General features: G+C 60.3%; 20 protein-coding genes. 10 read left to right on the forward strand and 10 right to left on the reverse strand.

Going from position 1 to position 21,326, the window contains the following annotated elements; all coding sequences use genetic code 11:
* The first annotated feature begins 23 nt into the window (after positions 1-23).
* The 7 genes from STHERM_RS00070 (at position 24) to STHERM_RS00100 (ending at position 7,895) form a co-directional block, all read left to right on the forward strand.
* The gene (locus tag STHERM_RS00070) at positions 24-611 is read left to right on the forward strand and encodes a YdcF family protein (protein ID WP_013312831.1); all 588 of its coding nucleotides are present in this window, start codon (positions 24-26) and stop codon (positions 609-611) included.
* Positions 608-2,227: a hypothetical protein gene (locus tag STHERM_RS11635; RefSeq protein WP_041623057.1), complete on the forward strand. Its 1,620-nt coding sequence runs from the start codon at positions 608-610 to the stop codon at positions 2,225-2,227. Before STHERM_RS00070 ends, STHERM_RS11635 begins: the two co-directional genes overlap by 4 nt.
* A gap of 46 nt (positions 2,228-2,273) precedes the next feature.
* Positions 2,274-3,239, forward strand: a complete 966-nt coding sequence (locus tag STHERM_RS00080; protein WP_041623059.1) for a response regulator — start codon at positions 2,274-2,276, stop codon at positions 3,237-3,239.
* 17 nt (positions 3,240-3,256) lie between these two features.
* A complete protein-coding gene (locus STHERM_RS00085) occupies positions 3,257-4,516 on the forward strand; it encodes a diaminopimelate decarboxylase family protein (protein WP_013312834.1) in 1,260 nt (419 codons plus the stop codon).
* Between the two features lie 99 nt (positions 4,517-4,615).
* Positions 4,616-5,656 (forward strand): diguanylate cyclase DgcA, encoded by a 1,041-nt coding sequence (dgcA, locus tag STHERM_RS00090; RefSeq protein ID WP_013312835.1) that lies wholly within the window; start codon positions 4,616-4,618, stop codon positions 5,654-5,656.
* Positions 5,657-5,695: 39 nt separating this feature from the next.
* Positions 5,696-6,256 carry a bifunctional nuclease family protein gene (locus STHERM_RS00095; RefSeq protein WP_013312836.1) on the forward strand — a complete coding sequence of 187 codons (561 nt, stop codon included), beginning with the start codon at positions 5,696-5,698 and terminating at the stop codon, positions 6,254-6,256.
* A 55-nt stretch (positions 6,257-6,311) separates the two neighbouring features.
* Complete coding sequence (locus STHERM_RS00100) at positions 6,312-7,895, forward strand: alpha-amylase family glycosyl hydrolase (protein ID WP_237223294.1); 1,584 nt, start codon at positions 6,312-6,314, stop codon at positions 7,893-7,895.
* Here STHERM_RS00100 and STHERM_RS00105 read toward each other — a convergent pair.
* Positions 7,886-9,535: an NAD+ synthase gene (locus STHERM_RS00105; protein ID WP_013312838.1), complete on the reverse strand. Its 1,650-nt coding sequence runs from the start codon at positions 9,533-9,535 to the stop codon at positions 7,886-7,888. The genes STHERM_RS00100 and STHERM_RS00105 overlap by 10 nt on opposite strands.
* 77 nt (positions 9,536-9,612) lie before the next feature.
* Between STHERM_RS00105 and STHERM_RS00110 the strand changes: the two genes are divergently transcribed.
* Complete coding sequence (locus tag STHERM_RS00110; RefSeq protein ID WP_237223296.1) at positions 9,613-10,188, forward strand: hypothetical protein; 576 nt, start codon at positions 9,613-9,615, stop codon at positions 10,186-10,188.
* Between the two features lie 8 nt (positions 10,189-10,196).
* Entirely contained in the window at positions 10,197-11,420 is a 1,224-nt protein-coding gene (locus tag STHERM_RS00115; protein WP_013312840.1) for a cation:dicarboxylate symporter family transporter, read from the forward strand.
* Here the strand turns inward: STHERM_RS00115 and STHERM_RS00120 are convergent.
* The 3 genes from STHERM_RS00120 to STHERM_RS00130 all read right to left on the reverse strand — a co-directional run bounded on the left by STHERM_RS00120 (position 11,411) and on the right by STHERM_RS00130 (position 14,256).
* On the reverse strand, positions 11,411-12,034 hold the full coding sequence (locus STHERM_RS00120; protein ID WP_013312841.1) for a hypothetical protein: 624 nt from the start codon (positions 12,032-12,034) through the stop codon (positions 11,411-11,413). The genes STHERM_RS00115 and STHERM_RS00120 overlap by 10 nt on opposite strands.
* A 19-nt stretch (positions 12,035-12,053) precedes the next feature.
* Positions 12,054-13,487, reverse strand: coding sequence for a proline--tRNA ligase (gene proS / locus STHERM_RS00125; RefSeq protein ID WP_013312842.1), 1,434 nt, complete (start codon positions 13,485-13,487; stop codon positions 12,054-12,056).
* A gap of 85 nt (positions 13,488-13,572) precedes the next feature.
* The gene (locus STHERM_RS00130) at positions 13,573-14,256 is read right to left on the reverse strand and encodes a DUF2259 domain-containing protein (protein ID WP_013312843.1); all 684 of its coding nucleotides are present in this window, start codon (positions 14,254-14,256) and stop codon (positions 13,573-13,575) included.
* A gap of 84 nt (positions 14,257-14,340) precedes the next feature.
* On the opposite strand from STHERM_RS00130, the gene STHERM_RS00135 reads away from it, so the two are divergent.
* Positions 14,341-15,135, forward strand: a complete 795-nt coding sequence (locus STHERM_RS00135; RefSeq protein WP_013312844.1) for a hypothetical protein — start codon at positions 14,341-14,343, stop codon at positions 15,133-15,135.
* Here the strand turns inward: STHERM_RS00135 and STHERM_RS00140 are convergent.
* From STHERM_RS00140 to STHERM_RS00165, 6 genes are all read right to left on the reverse strand, one after another.
* Positions 15,132-15,734 carry a diacylglycerol/polyprenol kinase family protein gene (locus tag STHERM_RS00140; protein ID WP_013312845.1) on the reverse strand — a complete coding sequence of 201 codons (603 nt, stop codon included), beginning with the start codon at positions 15,732-15,734 and terminating at the stop codon, positions 15,132-15,134. The two genes, STHERM_RS00135 and STHERM_RS00140, sit on opposite strands and share 4 nt — an antisense overlap.
* Positions 15,735-15,897: 163 nt before the next feature.
* Positions 15,898-16,998: a 6-phosphofructokinase gene (locus STHERM_RS00145; protein ID WP_013312846.1), complete on the reverse strand. Its 1,101-nt coding sequence runs from the start codon at positions 16,996-16,998 to the stop codon at positions 15,898-15,900.
* Positions 16,995-18,218, reverse strand: a complete 1,224-nt coding sequence (locus STHERM_RS00150; protein ID WP_013312847.1) for a GAF and HD-GYP domain-containing protein — start codon at positions 18,216-18,218, stop codon at positions 16,995-16,997. The genes STHERM_RS00145 and STHERM_RS00150 overlap by 4 nt, the downstream gene beginning before the upstream one ends.
* A 43-nt stretch (positions 18,219-18,261) precedes the next feature.
* On the reverse strand, positions 18,262-19,638 hold the full coding sequence (locus tag STHERM_RS00155) for a sodium:glutamate symporter (protein ID WP_013312848.1): 1,377 nt from the start codon (positions 19,636-19,638) through the stop codon (positions 18,262-18,264).
* Entirely contained in the window at positions 19,635-20,816 is a 1,182-nt protein-coding gene (locus tag STHERM_RS00160) for a lysophospholipid acyltransferase family protein (RefSeq protein WP_013312849.1), read from the reverse strand. Before STHERM_RS00160 ends, STHERM_RS00155 begins: the two co-directional genes overlap by 4 nt.
* Positions 20,813-21,289, reverse strand: coding sequence for a flavodoxin family protein (locus STHERM_RS00165; RefSeq protein ID WP_013312850.1), 477 nt, complete (start codon positions 21,287-21,289; stop codon positions 20,813-20,815). Before STHERM_RS00165 ends, STHERM_RS00160 begins: the two co-directional genes overlap by 4 nt.
* Positions 21,290-21,326: the final 37 nt, after the last annotated feature.

The raw sequence follows: 21,326 nt of genomic DNA on the forward strand, positions 1-21,326 counted from the left end.
CGGCCTCCTGCGGAAGGGGGCCGATGTGTGAGGTTCCCTTCCTGGGTCTGCTCCTGTATGTAGGGTTCGTGCTCATCCCCTTTGCTCTGAGGATGCCTCTCCGTCTCGAAGATTTCGCGGTGTCGGCCAGGGTAGAAGCCCCTCAGGTGGTGGTGGCGCTCGAGGGAGAGATCATACGGAGGTTCAAGAAGGGGGTCGAGATCGCCGAAAAAGAGGGGATCCCCCTGGTCTTCATTCCCTGCGTACTTCTGGAAGACAATCGCGAATATCTAGAGGATGTCTCCGCCTCGAATCCTCCTTTCTCGATCGTGATAGGAGCTGAGGGTTCTGCCTCTACCTATGAGGACGCGAGGATCACCAAGTCCTTCCTCTCGGAGAGAGGTCTTTCAAAGATCCTCATCGTGACCGACTGGTATCACGCCTGGAGGACGCTCCTCGTGTTTGAGAGGGTTCTGGGCAAGGAGGTGGAGATCGGACTCGAACTTTCTTCAGTGCCCCCGACAGACGATGCGGTGCGGTGGTACGGAGTCCTCTGGAAGGAGAGGGTGAAGGCCCTGGCTTTTCATGTATCCCCCTTTTTGTATAGGCTGTGGGAGGAGGATTCTCCATGAGACGACGCTGGACGATGGTGTGGCTCCTGGTTGGTGTGGGATTCCTCGGTTCGGCATCCCCGGGCCTCGATCCTGCTGACGAAATCTACACCTTTCTCGCCCTGTGCGAGGGAGCGGGGTATGTGGATCACCTTCCTCCCCTCAAACCCTATCCCGAAACCGTGCTCCGCGAACTGCTTTCCCGGGTGGTGGATCGGAGTACCGGGCTCGTAAGGGAGCGGGCACTCCAGTACCTCGACCAGGTCGGCACGGAAACCTCCATAGAGGGCTCCGGTCGGATCGATCTCCGCATGAATGCATCCGGGGAATTCTTCGGGATCGGAGGAGGAGGAATCGATGCCCGGATGTACCCCGCCTCCGGGGTCGAGATCCTCGCCGATTGGGGCCTCTATCTGGTGGACAAGCAGGAAGGAGCCTCGCTCGCTCTTGCCCGCCCCCCCAGGAGAGATCTCCTCATGGAAGGGATGGCACTCTCCTCGTACGAGACTCTGCAGATGGATCTGGTGGCGGACTCCTCGGACTTCGAGATCGGGGAGAGGACGTACTACGTGAAACAGAGTATCCATTCGGCGGTCACCTTGGGATCGTCCGATCTCTTCTTTCAGGCGGGGCTCATGAGGAGTAGCTACGGGGTGTGGGACGAGGAGGGGATCGTGATCTCCCAGGACGCTCCCCACGCGCCACGCTTCGATCTCGTGTGGAGGACTCCCTGGTTCACCTATACATGGCTCTACATGGAGCTCGTCGCGACCGACAACGAGGGGGCCGGGAGCTACAGGGGGAAACATCTTCGTCTCCAGGGCCTCTCCATTCCGATCTTCCCGTGGCTCTCGTTCGGGATATGGGAGACGGTGATATGGGGTCCTGAGTTCGATCTCTACTACTTCCTTCCTCTCTCGCAGCTCACCTATCAGCAGATCTACGCCGGGGCTCCCGACAATTCGCTCTTCGGTCTTTCCCTGGCGGCCAGGCTGCCGCACGGGATAAAGGCGGCCCTCGAGGTGTACGTGGACGATGCGGAGTTCTACGATCTCGTGGAATTCAACTTCAACACCCTCTATAAGGCCTCCCTACGGGCCGGTCTCCGGTGGAGCGCCTTCACCCCCTTCCTCGCAGGGATCTCGCTCGACTATCTTCTCATCACCCCCTATATGTACACCCATAGGGATTCCGATGTGAATTACCTCAACTACACGCACGATGGGGTGAACCTCGGGCCCGCTCTCCCTCCCAATTCTGATCGAATCCAGGTCAAGGCGGTTCTTACCCCTGTGTCTTCCCTTCGATGGATCCCTTCCCTGCGTTTCATCCGCCATGGGAACGCCTCCGAAGGTTATGAGAACGTGGAGCCGGGGGATGGGAGTATCTTCGATGACGGGTACACCGAGGACGGATATCCCACGTTCGATGCACAACCCACCCGCTTCCTCACACAGGAGGTGATCGAGAAGACCCTCCAGATCACACAGCAGCTTTCCTATGAGGTTCCGGCCTTCCACGGCGTGCTGGAGCTGGAAGGCGGCTACACGTATGAGTATATCTGGAACGTGGATTTGGAAGAGGGTCAGGAGGCGACGAACCACTATTTCTGGTTCGGCACGCGGTTTTCCTGGTAAGAGTGTTGTTGCGATCTGTCGAAGTTTCGGGTATAGTACATATCGGATGGAAGGTGTGACGATTCTCGTTGTGGAGGACGAGGCGGTCATCGCCCTTCAGGTGAGAGAGGAGCTCGAGAGGCTCGGTATCTCCGGTGTCCATACCGCCTATTCGGGGGAGGAGGCGGTCCGGCTCGCGAAACAGGTGCTTCCCGATATCCTGATCATGGATATCAACCTTGGGGCAGGGATCGACGGGATCGAAGTGGCTCGGAGACTCCAGGAGGAGCGGTTCGTCCCCGTCATCTATCTGACGGCGTATTCCGAGCCGGGCCTCCTCATGCGTGCAGAAGAGACCTTTCCCTATGCCTATATACTCAAACCCTTTCATCCCCATCAGTTGAAGGTGGCGGTGAGGATGGCCCTCTCGAAGTACAAGAAGGACAGAGAGCTCTTTGAGACGCGGGTGTGGATGAAGGCACTCCTTCAGAATCTGCACGTGCCGTTCGTGGTCGTGGATGTGGAGCGAAGGATCCGATATGTGAGTTCAGGGGCGGAGGGTTTCCTCCTCAGCCAGGCGAAAAGGATCCAGGGTCTTCCTTTCAGCAAGGCGGTCCCCCTGTTCGAGGAGACAGAGGACATCCTCCATGAACCCCCCTTCAAGGAGATCATCGAGTCGAAGACCCGCCATAGGACTCGTGCGGTATTGCTCCGAGAGGATGCACGGAGGATCTCTGTGATCCTCGACATTGCTCCCTTTTACAGCGACAGGGATGAGGCTCTTGGATGTCTGGTCTTCTTCCAGGAGGAGGGAGGCGACGAACATCCTGAGCCGGGAGGAGTCCCGGCGAGACCTCTCCTGGGAAGCAAGAAGAGCCTCTCCTCCTTTCTCGAGGTGGAGATCATCCGCCTCCTCCTCGAGCACGAACGATCCTCGTCCCAGGAGGAGCGGGCCTTCCTGGAGGGACAACGGCTAGCCTTCGAGACCGTCCTTCGTTACTATACAGGAAAGGATGTCTCGCTCTTCAACTGAGGGATCGGAGGAAGGCCATGCAGAGAGTGCTCCCTTTTTCGAAGGACCAGATGGAACGGCTGATAGAGGAGTTCCCTACTCCCTTTCATCTTTACGACGAAAGGGGTATCAGGGAGACGGCGCGAAGGCTCTACGAGGCCTTCGATTGGGTTCCCGGCGGATTCAAGAACTTTTTTGCGGTGAAAGCCCTTCCCAACCCCTATATACTCAAGATCCTCAAGGAGGAGGGGATGGGTGCGGATTGCAGTTCTCTTCCCGAACTGGTCCTCGCTGAAAAGGTGGGGCTCTCGGGCGAGGAGATCATGTTCACTTCGAACAATACGCCGTATTGGGAGTACCAAAAGGCCTGGGAGTTGGGGGCCCGTATCAATCTCGACGATATCACCCACATCCCCTATCTCGAAGCGCATGTGGGAATACCCGAATTCATATGCATGCGTTACAACCCGGGGCCGCTCAAGAAGGGGAATGCCATCATCGGTCATCCCGAGGAATCCAAGTACGGGTTCACGCGGGAGCAGATCATAGAGGGATATCGCCTCCTCAAGGAGAAGGGGGCGAAACGGTTCGGGCTCCATACCATGGTGGTGTCGAACGAGCTCAATGTGGACTATTTCGAGGACACGGCACGGCTCCTCTTCTCCCTCGTCGCCGAGGTGAAGGAGGAGGTGGGAGTCGATATAGAGTTCATCAACCTCGGGGGGGGGATCGGTATACCCTACAGACCGGATCAGGAAGCGGTGGATCTCTACGAGCTTTCTCGGAGGATCAAGGCCGCCTATGACGAGATGATCGTGCGGAGAGGTCTCTACCCTGCACAAATCGTGATGGAGAACGGGAGGATGGTGACGGGTCCCCATGGGTTTCTGATCACGCGTGCGATCCACAGGAAGCATACCTACAAGCGCTTCATCGGTGTGGATGCGTGCATGGCGAACCTCATGAGACCGGGGATGTACGGCGCCTACCACCACATCACGGTCCTCGGAAAGGAAGACGTTCCGCCTTCGGAAGTCTACGACGTGGTGGGAAGTCTTTGCGAGAACATCGACAAGTTCGCCATCGACAGAGCGCTCCCTCCGATCGAGCCTGGAGACATCATCGTCATCCATGATACGGGTGCCCATGGCCATGCCATGGGTTTCAATTACAACGGGAAGCTCCGCTCCGCCGAGATTCTCCTGAGAGAGGATGGATCGGCGGTGTGCATCCGGAGGGCCGAGACGGTCGACGATTATTTCGCAACACTTGATTTCTCCGGACTCGATGATTTCTAGCCGGAGAAAGGGATGGGCATTTTCTCTTGTAATATCCCGGGGCTGGTTGTACAATAGTGCAATGAGTAGTCCCTTGAGGGAGGGGAGCCCGTACCATCCATGGAAGACTCTGAACTCACGAAAGAGCAGCTCGCGCTGTATCAGAAGCAGCTGTTTGATCTCAGACAACTCATCGAGATAAGCAAAGGTCTCAACACCAACCTCGAACTGGAAACGCTCATCGACAGCATCCTCTATGTCTGTATGGGGCAGCTCAGGGTGGTGAAAGTGGGCATCTTCGTGAGGCGGGGAGTGGGTGAGCACGACTTCGTCCTTCACAGGAACTACTTCGGTTTCGATCTCGTCCATGACGTGGAGTACCGGATTCCCGGAGAACATCCGATCATCTCTCTTCTCGAGAAGACCTCACAGCCTCTCACCCTTGAAGAGATGGGCAGGGTGATCTCCAGGGAGGAGATGGAACGGTTGCCGTTCTATTCCCTCTCCATCGATCTGGTGGTTCCCCTCGTGGCCAAAGGGGTGCTCTATGGGATCCTCATCCTGGGAGACAGGATCGACGGGGAACCCATCAGCCAGTACGAGAAGCGATACCTCATGGATCTGGCGGGTATCGCGAGTATCGCACTTCACAATGCCTTTCTTTACGAAATGGCGGTCACCGATTTCCTCACTCATCTCAAGCTGAGGAACTACTTCGATTCCATGCTCGCGGATCTCATGCTGGTGGTGGAACGCGAACAGACTCCGCTCTCCCTCATCATGGCCGACCTCGATCACTTCAAGCGACTCAACGATACGTACGGCCATCTCGCCGGGGACAAGGTACTCCAGGAGATCGCCCGTGTGATCCATTTTCATACGAGGAAAAACGACATCGCGGCCAGATACGGAGGCGAGGAGTTCGCGGTGCTCCTTCCCCATACGCCGCTCGAGGCGGCGGTGGGCATCGCCGACCGGATCCGGATCGCGGTGGAACACCTCGAGATCCCTTATGGTGGCGCCGTCATGCATATCACCATCTCGCTCGGCGTGGCGCAGTACGATCCCCGACGGGACGCCACTCCCGAGGATTTCATAGAGCGTGCCGACAAGGCCCTCTATATGGCAAAGGAGAAGGGAAGGAACAGGGTCTGTGTGTGAGGTTTGAAAAGCAGGGACAAGGATAGTATTATTGAAGTGATGAACGAAGTGAAGTTTCTCGAAGCGGAGGTCTGGACCGTCGCGCGGACAGAGGGAGGGAATGCGGTCCTTGTTCGCCCCAAGGGCTCGGAAAAGGTGGTCCCCATCTTCATAGGGCAGCTCGAGGCCCAGTCCATCCTCATCGGCCTCGGAAACGTGCCGATGCCCCGTCCGCTCACCCATGATCTCATACTCAACCTCTTCAGGGAGCTGGGAGTGGAGCTTCTCAAGGTGGAGATCTGTGACCTCAGGGAGGCGACATTCTATGCGCGTCTCGTCCTCTCCCATGAAGGGAAAACCCTTGTCATCGACTCCCGGCCTTCCGACGCCCTCGCTCTGGCGGTGAGGATGCATTGCCCGGTCTACGTCGCGGATTTCGTGGTGCAGGAGACGGCGATCTCGGTCCAGATCGTGGGGGAAGAGGAGGAACAGGCGCCGGATCCCAGGCAGCTCGAGGTCTCGCGTCTCGAGGAGGAGCTCAAGAAGGCCATAGAGAACGAGCGGTACGAGGAAGCCGCGCGTATCCGTGACAGGTTGAGGGAGTTGAGGAATTCACAGTGAAGCGGTTCGGGACACACGTGTGAAGGCGGATCAAGGAAGACATGGCGTTGTACTGGTGAAGCGTCTTCCTCTGTGGTTCTTCCATCTCTCGGCCCGGTACCAGAGACCTGTTCGATCCCTGCGGGAAGTGCCCGAGGAGGAGGTGGAGCGTATCTCGTCGAGGGGGATCACCTTCCTCTGGCTCATAGGTGTATGGGAGCGGAGCAACGCCTCGAGACGGCTCAAGGAGCTCATGGGGAAGGGGGATGTGCTGGGATCGGCCTATGCGATCACCGCGTACCGTGTGGACCCTTCGGCAGGCACCCGGGAGGATCTCCTCTCTTTGAGGAGGCGTCTCCATCGGTACGGGATCGGGCTCATGGTGGACGTGGTACCCAACCACACCGCCATCGATAGCGACTGGGTGTACGGGCATCCGGACTGGTTCATCTCCACGAGAGAAGCCCCCTTCCCCTGGTATCGATTTTCGGGTGAGAACCTCTCCAGCCACCCTCACATAGAGATCAGAGTGGAGGATGGGTACTACACCCGAAAGGATGCGGCGGTGGTCTTCGAGAGGCGTGACAGGCGCACGGGGGAGGTGCGATACCTCTATCATGGGAACGACAACCAGTCGGTGCCATGGAACGATACGGCGCAACTCGACTACACCAGGCAAGACCTTCGAGAGGAGATGCTCAGGACCATACGAAGGGTGGGAGAGGCGGCCGACGGGATACGTTTCGACGCTGCGATGCTCCTCATGAGAGACCAGTACCGGAGGCTCTGGTTCCCGGCCCCGGGCGAACGTACCATGGTTCCCTCGAGGGAACGCTTCTCCCTCGGGGATGAGGAGTTCTCGGCCCTCTACCCGCGTGAGTTCTGGGATGAGGTGGAGGAGGTGTGTCTCGAGTTTCCCCATCTCTTCACCGTGGCCGAGGTCTTCTGGGGACTCCAGGACGCGTGTGCCTCCCGGTTCTTCTTCGATGCAGTGTACGACGCCTCGTTCGCCGCGCACGTGGCCGCGGAGGAGAATTCCCGGTTTCAGGAGAGATTGAGAGATCTCGCCCGACGACCGGAACGGGCGGGCAGGATGCTCTTCTACCTCTCCAGCCCTGACGACCTTCCTCCTCTCATGAGATACGATCCCCTCAGGAAGTATCAGGGTGCGGTCGTCTTCCTGACCACCCTTCCGGGGAGTATCCTCTTCACACATGGCCAGTGGGAGGGTTTCAGAGAGAAGTATGAGATGGACGGGAAGAGTCCGGGCTGGGAGGAGGGTGCGGAGCTCGAAGCCTGGCACGATGAGACGATAACTCCTCTCCTGAAGGAGAGGGAGCTCTTCGCCCGTCCTGAGCGATGGGAAGTGTGCCGGTTCTCGACGGAGGGAGGCTTCGTCGAGGATGTCTTCTCCTTTTTCTCGCAGAGAGGAGGGAGGCGACACCTCGTCTGCTACAACAATTCTGGTTCTCCCAGGAATGGGATGGTCCTGAAGGAGGGGGGATGGGGGCCTCCTTCGGGAGGGGGGCGCAGGCTGTCCTGGTACGACCGGATCAGCGGGCGCCGTGGGGGCGGGGATCTGCACGTGGTGGAGAGAGAGGGTCTTCCTCTCGCGCTTGCCCCGTACCAGGCGGTGGTGCTGGAACTCTCCTACGAGTAGGGCTCGTACGGGGCCCGGGCGATGGGGATCCTTCGTCCCGTTCCGAAGGCCCGGGGAGAGATCTTCAGCACGGGAGGGGTCTGTCGTCGTTTGTGTTCTGCCCGCACGACCATGAGGAGTACGTGTCGCACGAGGTCGGGATCGAAGCCTCTGGCGATGATATCTTCTGCCGTGAGATTCCGGAGGAGGTAGAGTTCGAGGATCTGATCGAGGACCTCGTAGGGGGGGAGACTGTCCTGATCGGTCTGGTTGGGTCTGAGCTCGGCGGACGGGGGTTTGGTGAGGATCTCTTCAGGGATGACCCCGGTGTCCTCCCTGATATGTCGGGCGAGTGCGTATACCTGGGTCTTGAAGAGGTCTCCGATCACCGCAAGGGCGCCCGCGGTGTCCCCATAGATGGTGCAGTATCCTACGGCGAGTTCCGACTTGTTTCCGGTGGTGAGGACGAGGGAACGCATCTTGTTGGAATAGGCCATGAGGATGGTTCCCCTTATGCGGGCCTGGATGTTCTCCTCGGTGATGTCCCAGGGAAGCCCCTGGAACACGGGTTCCAGGGTGGAGAGGAAGGTGTCGAAGACAGCCCGGATGGGGAGCGTGTGCGCCTGGATGCCGAGATTCCCGGCGAGGGCCATGGCATCGTGGACACTGCCTTCCGAGGAGAATTGCGAGGGCATGAGAAAGGCAGACACCCGCTCCGGACCGAGGGCCTCCACCGCCAGGGTGGCCACGAGGGCGGAGTCTATCCCTCCGGAAAGACCCAGGTGTACCCGATCGAATCCGGTCTTTGTGAGGTAGTCGCGGATGCCGAGGTGGAGGGCTCCCCGCACCTCCTCCAGGCGGGAGACCTCGAGGGGAGGAAGGGGGGCGGGGAGTGCCTCGGTATCGATGAGGAAGAGTCCCTCCTCGAAGGCCGGGGCCCTGAAGACGAGCCTTCCCTCCCGGTCGGTCACCAGTGATTGTCCGTCGAAGATGAGGCTGTCGTTCGCTCCCACCATATTGACGTAGACGAGGGGGACCCCTGATCCTTTTCCTATGAGTTCCATGATCTTTGCTCGTAGGAGGACCTTTTCCATGTAGTATGGGGAGGCGGAGGGTATGAGGATGATCTCGGCTCCCTGGTCGAGGAGGTCCTGTATGGGGTCGATCGGGTATCTCAGGCCCGGTTGCGGTTCTGTTTCGCCCCACATGTCCTCGCAGATCGCGATTCCCAGCCGCCGCCGTTTGAACGGGACCACGATTCGCTCAGACGCGGGTTCGAAGTAGCGGGCCTCGTCGAACACATCGTATGTCGGGAGGAGGGTCTTGTGCTGGCGCAGGAGGATCCGTCTCTGATGGATGAGCGCAGCTGTGTTGTGGAGAGGTTTCCCTGCGGCGGACTTGTTCTTTTCCACATAGCCCACCACCACCCCCAGCTCAGGGGGGAGTTCGTGTTGAAGGGTCCTGAGGGCCCTGAGATTCTCCTGGACGAAGGAGGGATGCTCGAGGAGGTCCATGGGGGGATAGCCACAGAGGGCGAGTTCCGGAAAGATCACGAGATCCGCCTTCTGTCGGTAGGCCTCCATGGCGAAAGAGCATATCTTCTTCACGTTGCCGGAGAAATCACCTATCACCGGGTTTATCTGGGCAAGTCCGATCCTCATGGCTTCCTCCCTCACGCAGAGGGTAGCACATTCCTTTTATGTTGACCACGGCTTCGGAACCCCTGTACTATACCGACATGGGAAACCTGCTCATCGTCTCGCACTTCTCCGGAGAGGCGGAACGGCTCGAGGCGAGGCTGAGGGAGAGAGGGATCGATGTATTCCTCGCGTTCCCGGGAGAGAATGTCGACGAACCTTGTCTCCCCTGGAAGCCTTCATCGCCGTTTTCGTCGAAGTCCCTCCTCCTCCAGGTGCTCCAGAAGGGGGAGCTGGAGCGGCTCGTGTGTCTTCATCGTGTGCATCCGGAGAGCGGAGGCCCGCTCTCCTTTTCTGAGATCGAGGAGAGGGTGGACACCTGTCTGAAGGGGTGGCTCTTCCTCCTCAAGGAAGCGGCGGAACTCACGAGGAAGAGCGAAGTGGTCCTCGTGCTCGATGCCGACGGCGAAGGTTCTTCTCCTCTCGTTCCCCTCCTCGAGGCAGGGTTTCTTTCCCTTCTCGAAGTTTGTAGGCGTATGGGGATACCCGCACGGGGACTCAGACGGGAGAAGGCGACCCTGGATCCTCTCGTCGATTCGATACTGGAAGGGGACGGGAAATCCCTCTATCGGTGGCGGGAGATCAGGGAACGACGCCGACTCTGGTTTTCCAAGTAGGAGGACCTATGAAGATCTGGCTCAAGATCCTGCTTGCTGTCCTTCTCGGCGGCGCGCTCGGTCTGCTCCTTCCGCTCGACGATACGACAGGGGAGATCCTCTCGTTCGTACGTGATGTGGTGGTGGGACTGGGGAGGCTCTTCCTCCTTCCTCTCGTGGCCACGGGGGTGATCATCGGAACCTATGAGCTGAAACGGGAGGGTCGTATCGGAGAGATCCTGGGTCGCCTCTTCCTCGTAGTGTGTGCGGTCGATATAGGGGTCGTGCTCCTTGCCCTCCTTTCCTCGGGGTTCCTCCCCCTGGAGCGGATCCCCATACTCGTGGAAGAAGTGGAGCCGGTGGAGATCCCCGATATACGCAGTCTCCTGCTCTCCCTCGTTCCCATGAACTTCTTTGAGATCTTTCTCTCCTCAGGCTCCTTTCTCCTCCCAGTGGTGCTGGTGGGGTTTTCCTTGGGGAGCATCATCCCTCTCGACTCGTATCTCACGGATCCGTTCGTGGATGTCGTGGATGCCGCCAATAGGGTGTTCTATCTCGTGAATGCCTTCGTGGTGGAGATCCTTCCCTTCGGTTTCGTCGGCGTGGTCGCACACTTCCTCTATTCGTTGAGGGGGGAGACCGACCTCAGTCTCTACGGCAATCTCCTTGGGATGATAGGGGTCTTCGGGGGGATCCTGTTTCTCGTGCTCGTGCTGGTGAGCACGGTGTGGATCCGCCGAGGCACCGGAAGATGGTTCCTCCACCACCTTCCCGCCCTTTTCCTGGGGCTTTTCCCGGGCGACGGCTACTTTCCTCTGGGGTCCCTCATCAGGCTCGGAAAGGAGAACGGGGGGATTCCCCGGAAGGTGGGAGCCCTCGCCTATCCGGTGGGTATCCTGTTCGCGAGGGCGGGAAGCATGGGGGTGATGCTCATCTCGTTCACGGTGCTCCTCTCGTCCTATTCCAGTCTGGGGCTTTCTCCCCTCGATTATCTCTGGCTCGCGGGGATGGGGCTCCTCTTCCTCCCTCTGTTCGGTGCACTCCCCGGGTCTGCGGTGATGGTGGGACTCGTGATGCTCTCCCGCCTGTATGGCAGGGGATTGGACGAGGCCTATCTCATCTTCCGGCCTGTCTTTCCTCTCCTCGTGAGCATGGGCACCCTTCTGGATGTCCTTTGCGTGAGCTTCCTGGGTGAGACCGTGGCGGGGCTCATGGGTGAGCGGGAGCCGATACCGCCGGAGCGTCACATATAGAAACGAAGTCCCAGTCGGAGTCCGACGAGGAGGTGGTGGACGAAGGGTTCTCCATCCCAGACATGGAAGAGGGGGAGTTCGATGTCGGGTCCTACGAGGAGCCCGAACGAGGAGAGTCTCCAGACGAGCTCAGGGGCGATTCTGAGGTAGAGGAGGCGGATCCCGCCGTAGTAGTATTCCATGATACTCGCGGACGGGTCTTCCCCGTACCCTCTGACGGCGAACGGGAACTGGAGAAGGATGCCGCCCCGCATTCCTGCGGAGAGATCTCTCGTCAACGGGAGGTCGTAGGAGAGTTCGAGACTGAGTCCCGGTATCATGAGGAGGCTCGCGTCGGGTGCTTCCAGTTCGGCGGGTGCTGCGGTTTCTCCTGTGAAGAGGTACTCTCCGAACCAGAGGGAGATCCCGGGGATGAGGAAGAGGTCCTCTCCAAGGGGGAGATGGACCGCCCCCTTCAGGAGGTGGGTCACCGGAGGGGGGGCGGCGTCGTCCACCGAGGAAAGACGAATGCCTATGGTGTCGCTGAGCTCGAAGGAGTGGAGGGTGAGCGAGGAGAGGGCCCCCCCTCCTGCCAGGAGTACGACGGCGACCAGTATGCCCCTCGTGGACCTCATGACATAAATGATAACACGTTCAGTAGCTCTTTGCAAAAAGGGCGATGTGTCGCGCCGGTTCTCCGGTGAGGATATCATTCTTCCCGGAGGCCTTCTCCTCGTTGCCGAACTCCAGGACCCGTATGGTGGCCTTTGTCTCTTCCTTGATTCTGGCCTCGACGTCGGGAGACCCTGACCACGGGGCGAAGACGAACCCACCGTCCTCGATGATCCGCTTGAAGGAGTCATAATCTTCCACGTAGTGGGTGTGCTCGTCCCTGAAGTCCTTTGCCCGCCGGAAGAGGGTCTTCTGGATCTCCTCGAGGAGCACGGGGATCTCCTCGGGAAGCCGGGAGACGGACACAGCCCTCTTCTCTCCGGTATCCCTGCGTACGAGCACGGCCTTCTCCTGTTCCATGTCCCGAGGGCCCACCTCCACTCTGATGGGGACTCCTCTCAGTTCCCATTCGGCGAACTTCCACCCCGGAGAGTTCTGGTCGTCGAGATCCATCTCCACCGAAAGTCCCGCCTCGGCCAGCCGGCCGAAGACCCTTTTTGCGTAGTCGGCCACCTGGTCCACGGTTTTCTTGGTATAGATGGGGATGATGACCGCCTGGGTGGGGGCGATACGGGGAGGAAGCACGAGACCCCTGTCATCCGAGTGCGCCATGATCACCGCCCCGATGAGTCTGGTGGAGACCCCCCAGGATGTCGCCCAGACATAGTCGAGGGTGCCCGCCTGGGTCTGGAATGTCACGTCGAATGCCTTGGCGAAGTTCTGACCCAGAAAGTGGCTCGTGCCTGCCTGGAGGGCCTTCTTGTCCTGCATCATGGCCTCGATGGAGTAGGTGGTGACCGCTCCTGCGAACTTCTCGGATTCGGTTTTCCTCCCGTAGAAGACCGGCAGGGCAAGGTATTCCTCGGCGAATTCCCGGTAGACGTGGAGCATCCTGAGTGCCTCTTCCTCGGCCTCTTCCCTGGTGGCGTGGGCGGTGTGTCCCTCCTGCCAGAGGAATTCGGTGGTGCGGAGGAAGAGCCTCGTCCGTTTCTCCCATCTCACCACGTTGGCCCACTGGTTGATGAGGAGCGGAAGATCCCGGTACGACTGTATCCACTTCTTGTACATGCTCCAGATGATGGTCTCCGAAGTGGGACGAACCACCAGGGGTTCTTCCAATGCCTCGCCTCCACCATGGGTGACCACTGCGAGTTCAGGGGAGAACCCTTCCACGTGCTCCGCTTCCTTGTGGAGGAAACTCTCGGGGATGAGGAGGGGAAAGTAGGCGTTCTGATGTCCTGTCTCCTTGAACATGCGGTCGAGCTGTGACTGGATCTTCTCCCAGATCGCATATCCCCGCGGTCGGATGACCATACACCCTTTCACCGGACTGTAGTCTGCGAGCTGGGCCTTGAGCACGATGTCGACGAACCAGTCGGAATAGCTCACCTCTCTCGGGGTAATCTGTTCAGCCATCGTTCCTCTCTTCTTTGATAGGGAATGTGAACGTGCGGTGCGGAAGGATTGTACTGTGAGGATGAAGTCTATGTCAAGAAATGGATTATGGTGTAATGGTCTCCACCATGTAACGGATGGAGGGACCGGTGGGAGCGTAGATCGTCTTCTCAATCACGAAGACGAGGGAGACATCGTCGGGGGCGAGGATGACCTGGCGGATCCTGTACTCCTGGACCCCCTTGCGATAGTAGTTGGGCCTTCCCACGAGATAGGTTCTGTGCTTCCCATCTCTTCCCGTGATGACGACCTGGAGGTGGAAGGCGGCTTCCGATGTCTCCTTGCTCCCCCTCTGGGTCTGAATGAGGGTGACCCGATAGAGGGTGGAGGTGTAGAAGTCCCTGAACTCGAGGTATTCCTTCGGTCGCTCCCCGTCGAGCAGTATGTAGAGGAGCCTCCCCTGACGGAGGTGATCGATCCGGTGTTTTTCCACGAGGGGGAGGGCGTCGTAGAGCAGGGCGAGGAGGGCTCCGATGCTTTCCTGCCCCGGAAGGAGCGAGACGGCGAAGGTTTTCCGCTGGATTCCCGCCGGGACGAACTCGTTCCGAGGTACGTCCACGAGATAGAGTTCGGCGTAGGGATGGGATGTCTCTTCCTCCACGCCGTGTACGCCGAAGAGGAAGTACCGACCGTCGGGTGAGAATCCCAGGTTGAGGAAGGCGGCGGCGTCCCCCGCCGAGAGCGTGAGGGGGATGAGTGAGAGCACGAGCGCAAGAAGGGCGCGTTTCATCGTCATGGGCCTCCCTTTTTAGAGTATCGAACCCTCTTCCTGTTACTATAGTGTTTTCGTGACAAAAAGTATATCATCTTTTCGATGACGCTTCAGCAGAGGAATATCGTGATCACAGGAGCCCAGATCGCCCTCGCGGCGGTGTTCCTGGTCTCTGTTTCGATCGCCGTACGGGTACGGGGGCTCGAAGGTGTTCCCGGCGGGGATGAGGCCCTGCCGATCCTCCTCTCGGCGCTCCTGCTCTCGTTGAGCGGATTCATCGGACTGCAGGTGGTGCGGTACCTCTTCGCACGTTCGGTTTCCCCCGAGATCTATTTTTTCCTCCTGTTCCTTTTCTCGGTGGGGATGGGGGGAGTGAAGGCGCTCGCCTGGTATGCCCATCGGACGGGAGGGCCCCTTTTCCTCCAGGTCTTCGCGGTGAGGATCCTCTACTGGAGCTACTTCTTCGGTCTTGCGAGCCTGGGCGCGGCATCCCTCTATGCCCTTGGGTTTCCGTATCCCAGGGTGGGACGGCTTTCCCTGGGTATCGGACTTGCCGGCGCGCTTCTCGCCTGGACGCTTCCCCTCTCCAATACACACTTTCTCGCGTACGCGGGTCTCTTCCCCCCTCTCGACCTCCCGTCGTACGGTCTCCTCGTCGGCATGCTCACGATGGGCACGCTCGCGGGTTTTTTGACCGCATATCTCGTCCATGCCCCGCGGCCCCTCCTCCAGGGGACGACGGGGGCGTTTTCCATGGTGGCCGGGTATACGGTGGTCTTCTACGGGTGGTTCGAGGAAGGAGGACTGCTCCTCGGCCTCTTCTTTCTCATCACGGGGATGGTCCTCTACGGGAGGGAGCACTACAGGGTCACGGTGACAGGCGCGCCTCGTCTCTAGGACGAGAAGAAGATGCTCGCGATGAGCCCGGTTCCCACGGGAAGGAGTATGTTGTCGAGATCGTCCACCGGGACGAGTTCCAGGAGCGTGGCGCTCAGCGCGATGGCCGCCGCTTCCCCAGGATGGCGGGTGAGGGGAAAGGCTGCCGCATACACGGCGAGGAAGCACGCGAAGGCTCCGGTTATGGTTTTGCCGCCGGTGCCGGGGATCCTGGGACCTCCAAGGCTCCGTCCCATGAGGCTTGCGAATCCGTCACCGAAGGCCAGGGCATAGATGGCGATGGTAGCCGCTGGTGCGGGATAGAGGAGGAGGGCCAGCATGGCGCCGAGTCCGAGGGTCACCGGACCAAGGACGAAGCGGTCCCTGTCCCTCTCCCGCGAGGCCCACTCGGTGATGAGCGAGATGAGACCTACTCTCCTTCCGGAGATGCGGAGGGCCTCCGCAAGGGTGTAGGCCGTCACCCCGAGGGCCAGGAGGATGATGGTGGGAAGGGCGCCGAGGGTGTTCGCCACTCCGGGGGAGAGGGCGATGGACATGTGAAGGGACTTCCTCAACACTTCCTGTTGTACCGGTCGATCGAGTACGTACTGGCTGATCATCTTCACTCCTCGGGGGAAGACTCTGCAATAATCGTGCCATAGAGAGGAGGAATGCGTGCCTTTTATCTCTTTTTTCCATAAGCAATTGTCGAATGGTCGTTCCGGAGGATGGAGGGGATGGCCACTTGTGTATCTTTTTGTATACGGAAGGCTTCAAAAAGTACTACACGCCGTCGCCGAAGCAGGTGCCCACGGCACGGGCCGTGTCGATGAGGGGATGGTCAGGGGGGACGGTCTTCAGTTTTTCCGCCACCTCTCCGAGCGGGATGGCGACCACCTCTCCGTCCCGCAGGGCCACCATCTTCCCGTAGTCGCCTCGATAGAGGAGTTCCGCGGCCGCGGTCCCGAACCTGGTGGCGAGAAGCCGGTCGTAGGGTGAAGGCGTCCCTCCTCGCTGGAGATAGCCGAGCACGGTGACGCGGGTCTCCATACCGGTGGCTTCCTGGATGAGGTGGGCCACCTCGTAGCCCTTGGTGGGGAAGCGGTTCTTCTTGCGCCTCTTTTTCCTCTCCTCTTTTGACATGAGCGACTCTTCGCGCGAGAGGGCCCCTTCAGCGACCACGACGATGGAGAATTCCTTTCCTCGTTGCTGTCGGGTCTGGAGGTGGTGGACGATGTGAGCCAGGTCGTAGGGGATCTCGGGGATGAGGATGATATCCCCGCCCCCTGCGATCCCTGCATAGAGGGCGAGCCACCCTGCCTTGTGGCCCATGACTTCGATCACCATGACCCGATTGTGCGCGTGGGCCGTGGAGTGAAGGCGATCGATGGCCTCGGTGGCGATGTCGACGGCACTGTGGAAGCCGAAGGTGACGTCGGTGCCCCAGATGTCGTTGTCAATGGTCTTGGGAAGTCCTATGACGTTGAGACCCGCCTGTTGAAGGAGGTAGGCGGTCTTGTGCGTGCCGTTGCCTCCCAGGACCACCAGACAGTCGAGGTGGAGTTTGTGGTAGTTCTCGATGATGGCCTCCACTTTCCGGCTCCCCGCTTCGGAATCCTTCTCTCCAGGATCGGGCTTGAAAGGTTTCTCTCGGGAGGTCCCGAGGATGGTCCCGCCCCTCGTGAGGATGCCGTCGAAGTCCCGAGGATGGAGGAGCCGCGCGTCCCCCTCTATGAGTCCGCGGTATCCGTGGGAGATGCCGATGATGCTCATGCCGTACCGCCAGTAGGCCGCCTTGGTGACCCCTCGAATGGCGGCGTTGAGTCCGGGGCAGTCGCCCCCACTCGTGAGGATCCCGAAGGTGCGGGTCGCGGGACGTTTCATGAGGCCTCCATGACAGGGTCGGGGTAACGCTTCCTGATCTGTTGGATGTTGGGATGGATGGAGAGGAAGGTCTCCACGAGCGAGGGATCGAAGGCTGTACCCGCAAGACGTTGGATTTCTTCGAGGGCCTTCTCCTCTTCCCAGGCCTCCTTGTAGCAGCGCCGGCAGGTGAGGGCGTCGTAGGTGTCGGCGATGGCCACGATCCTCCCGAGGAGGGGGATCTCCTCTCCCGCGAGTGGCCGCCGGGTCTCGAGTCGGAGTTCTCCGGTGGCGGGGTCGAGGACCCCTGGATACCCGGTCCCGTCCCAGCGCTCGTGGTGCGTGAGGGCGATCTCGAACGAGGCCTGGTCGAACTCCGAGGATCGATCGATGAAGAGTTCTCCGCCTCTCCAGGTGTGTGTCTCCATGACGCTCCGTTCCTCGGGTGTGAGGGGACCGGGTTTCTTGAGGATGCTGTCGGGTACGGCCACCTTGCCTGCATCGTGGAGCATGGCGCTCATCCTCAGAATGTCACGGGTGTGGATCACCTCCTGGAGCGGGACGGAGTGAGAGATGGCCCACGCTTCGTAGAGTTCAACGGCATAGGCGGCCACGCGGTTGACGTGGGCGCCCGTCTCGTGCGGATCCCTCATCTGGGCCATGCGGATCATCCTGAGGATGATCTGTCGCATCATGCGGGCCTGCTGGAGGGAATAGGAGGCGGCGAGACAGAGCTGTGAGACCGCCTCGAGATCCACGCGGGTGAAGGTTCGGATCCTGCCCGCGGTGTCTTTGGCGTTGATGAGCTGGAGGACGCCCAGGAGGTCACGTTGCGGGGTGAGGAGGGGGATGGTGAGCGTGGAGACGGTTCTGTAGCCGGCCACCTTGTCCATGGTGGCTTCGAACCGGTAGGGGGCCTCGGGAGAGATCTGGTAGACGTCCTCTATGATGAGGGGTTCCCGGGTGAGCGCCACGTATCCTGCGATGCTCTTCGCACTGATGGGGAGGGCGAATATCTCGTAGATGAGCTTCCGGCCGGGAGGGAGGTTCTTTTCCAGGGTGGCGTTCTGGGAGTAGGCGATCTTCAGGGCGTTTCCTTCTCTCAGATAGATGGAACCGGCGTCGGCGCCGGTGATGGTACGGGCGTGCCGCAGTATGGTCTCGAGGAGCATGTCGAGATCCTTGAGATGAAGGAGGGAGAGCCCTCTCTCCTCGGTGGAGGGCTGCGGCTCGGGGTTCATGATTCCTCCCTCCTTCGATTATGAGTCGGAAGGGATGCCTTGCTCAAGGGGTGGGGCGGGTGCGGGCGGCGTTCCGGAAGGTGAAGGCGAGGAGGCCTGCGAAATAGAGGACGAGTATGGCCATGGTGATCCAGTAGAGCGAGGGGGTTCCCGTGAGGTAGCCGTAGACCGGAAGGTTGAGGACGACGAGGAGGGGGAGGCCCATGACGAGGCCCACGCCGCTTCCGAAGACGAGGTTCTCGGCGGCGTGGGAGGAGAAGAGGGGATCCACTTCCCGGATGAGGGCGAGGCCGGTCGAGATGGTGCCGGTGATGTTGCCGTAGACCGCCGTGGCGTTCTCCTTCCAGTGGTGGTGGTAGATGCGTCGTCCCACGGACAGGCTGAAGAGGACGGTGGCGAGTCCTCCTGTGGTGGTGATGAGGAGGATGGGGAGGAGGTTGGCGGTGAAGACGTCGAGGGAGATGGCGACGATGGAGGCGGTGATCATGTAGTCGAAGGCCCCTGCGGAGATGCGGGACAGGAGATAGTTGTTGGGGTAGGTGCGATGCATGAGGCCCTTCCGCTTGAAGAGGTTGAAGAGGAGGCGGAGTCCTATGGCGTAGAGGGAACCGACGATGAAGTGGAAGCCCCAGAGGAGCTGGGAGAATGTCTGCCCGAAGGTTCCTGTGCCTTCGAGCAGGAGTTCGACACCCTTGAGGGTAAGGTAGGTGGCGAGATAGACGAGGCCGATGAGGGCGCCCTGTATGCTGAGACGGTCGATGGATTCGGTGAGGGGGATGTCGCCCGGTGCGTCGTATTCGACCACCTCGCCCGGCAGGTGGGGGCTCTCCTCGTCGTCGGGTACGGCCTTGCGGGCCTCCTTTCCGAAGAGGATGTTGAGGACCACGATCCCGCCGAGACAGGCCCAGAGGAAACCAATGGTGGCGATGGAGAGGCCGATGTTGCCGCCGTGCGGGAAGCCAAGGGCTTCCCAGCGGGAGCCTATGGAGTAGGCCTGGCCGGGACCTTGTCCGAATCCCAGGGGGAGGAGGAGGCCGAACGCGGGAAAGAGGTGGGGGATGAAGGGAAGGAGGAGGAGGGTGAGGCCCAGGCCGATGATGCCCTGGAGGAGGTAGCCGGAGACGATGAAGGCGCCGGTGCGTACGATGGTGGGCATGTCACGCTGTGTGCGCTCCTTGAGGGCGAGGGCGATGAATCCGATGGCCATGAGGTGGTAGACGTAGGCCCCGAGGCGTTCCTCCGGGATCTCGATGAGATGGAGGAGGTCCCTGCCCAGGAGGAGGCCGATGAAGCCGGCGATGAGGGCGTTGGGGAAGAGGAGCTTCCTCAGGAGGGGGACCTTTCGCTTGAGCAAGGTGGCGGTCAGGAGGAGGAGGGAGATGACCGCGAAGTCCATGGGAAGGGTCCAATCCATGTTCATGGGTGCTCCTTGAGAAGGTGTAGTGAGAAGTACCAAAGGTACGCCGAAGTGCGGGGGTCATGGAAGGCGATGCGGTGGAGGGTCGGGCCCAGGAGGAACTCGAGGCGTTCGTGTTTCTGGATGTTGAGCCCGCGTATGCGATCGAGGGGAAGCGCGTGGTTCCCCGAGGGGGTGGTGAGCCGAAGGTGTGTCCGGTGGAGGGAGAGGGTCCCGGAGGTGAGGAGGCGGGGGCGGGTGCGGAGAGGGCCGGTGAGAAGGGATGCGGGTGCGGAGAGGATGGGGGAGTGCTCCGGGAGGGACGAGAGGAGGGAGGGGTATGTCCCTCGCTGCCATGTGTTCCATTCCTTCATGGTGGTGAAGGGGATGGGGCCGTGGAGGAATCCGAAGGGATCGACCTGGACTGCGAGACCGCAGACGGTGCACGAGAGGGTGTGGAGCGAGGAACGGAGGGTCCCGTGCGAAAGGCAGGAGGGGCAGAGGAAGAGGGTGCGCTCGAGGTACTCGGCCCGTGGACCCAGGAGGGGGAGGGGATCCTGCTTCTGGGCCTCCCATTCGTCGTGGGCGAGACGGGAGGCGAGGAGGTCCTCCACGGCAGGGGGAGGAAGGGGCGTGAGGTGGTCCGGGGAGAGGGGGGTGTGGAACCGCACGGAGACGGGGCCCCGGACGGCGCGTCGGCGCCACCTTCCCGCGGCGAGGAAGGCGCCTCGGATGGTGGCCGTGATCACGGGGACGCGGAGGGCCTGGACGAGGCGGGCGGTCCCGGGCGTGAGAGGAAGGGTCGTCCCGTCCCAGGTGGCGTGTCCCTCCGGGAAGAGGGAGATGATGCGACGGTCTCGTCGCGCCTGGAAGATGCCGCGCAGCGTTCCCGTGTCGGCTACCTGCTTGGTGATGGGAATGACGTCCATGAGGGCGAAGAGCATGTGGGAGAGTGGGGTGCGGATGAGGGAGTCGGAGGCCACGAAGCGGATGAGAGAGGGAGCGAAGAGGTTGACGAACACGGGGTCGAGGTTGGAGGCGTGGTTCGCGAGAATGAGGAACGGGGGATCGAGAGCCGAGAGATTCTCGAGGCCCTCACCGGAGAGATGGAAGAACCATCCGATCCCTCGACCGAGGGCCTTGAGCACAGGGAATATGAGTCTTGCCCTGCGTGGAGATGAGGTGAGACGGAGGCCTCTCATTGGAGAGTCTCCGCCCAGGAGAGGATGGTCTGTTCCCGATCTTCCGACGGCATCTTCTCTCTGAAGCCGGCGATGCTCACCACCCGGTTTTCATGGTGCTCGAGGAGACGCACCCCTTCCTCAAGCGCCTTGCCGGGATTCCCGGCGTACGAACAGAAGATGGCGCACCGCCTGTGGTGGATCGTACCGGAGGAGAGGAGACTCCTCATGGGGGAAGGAAGATGCCCGGCCCACACCGGGAATCCCAGTATCACCGTGTCGTAAAGGGAAGGATCCTTGCCGAGAGGGTTGAGTGGCGGCCTTCTCCTGAAGATGGACTGGTACCCTCCGAGGAGGTAGAGCCTCCATCCCCTTGGGGGGAGTGGATGCTGGAGCGAGATCCGCTCTATGTCGCATGAGAGTCTGTTCCTGAGGATACCCGCGATCTCGTGCGTGGTTCCCGTGTGCGAATAGTAGACGATGAGAGTACTCATAACCTCACTTCATCAATGGGGTTTTTTTTAGTATAAA

The organism is Spirochaeta thermophila DSM 6192 (assembly GCF_000147075.1).
Taxonomy (GTDB): Bacteria; Spirochaetota; Spirochaetia; order Winmispirales; family Winmispiraceae; genus Winmispira; species Winmispira thermophila_A.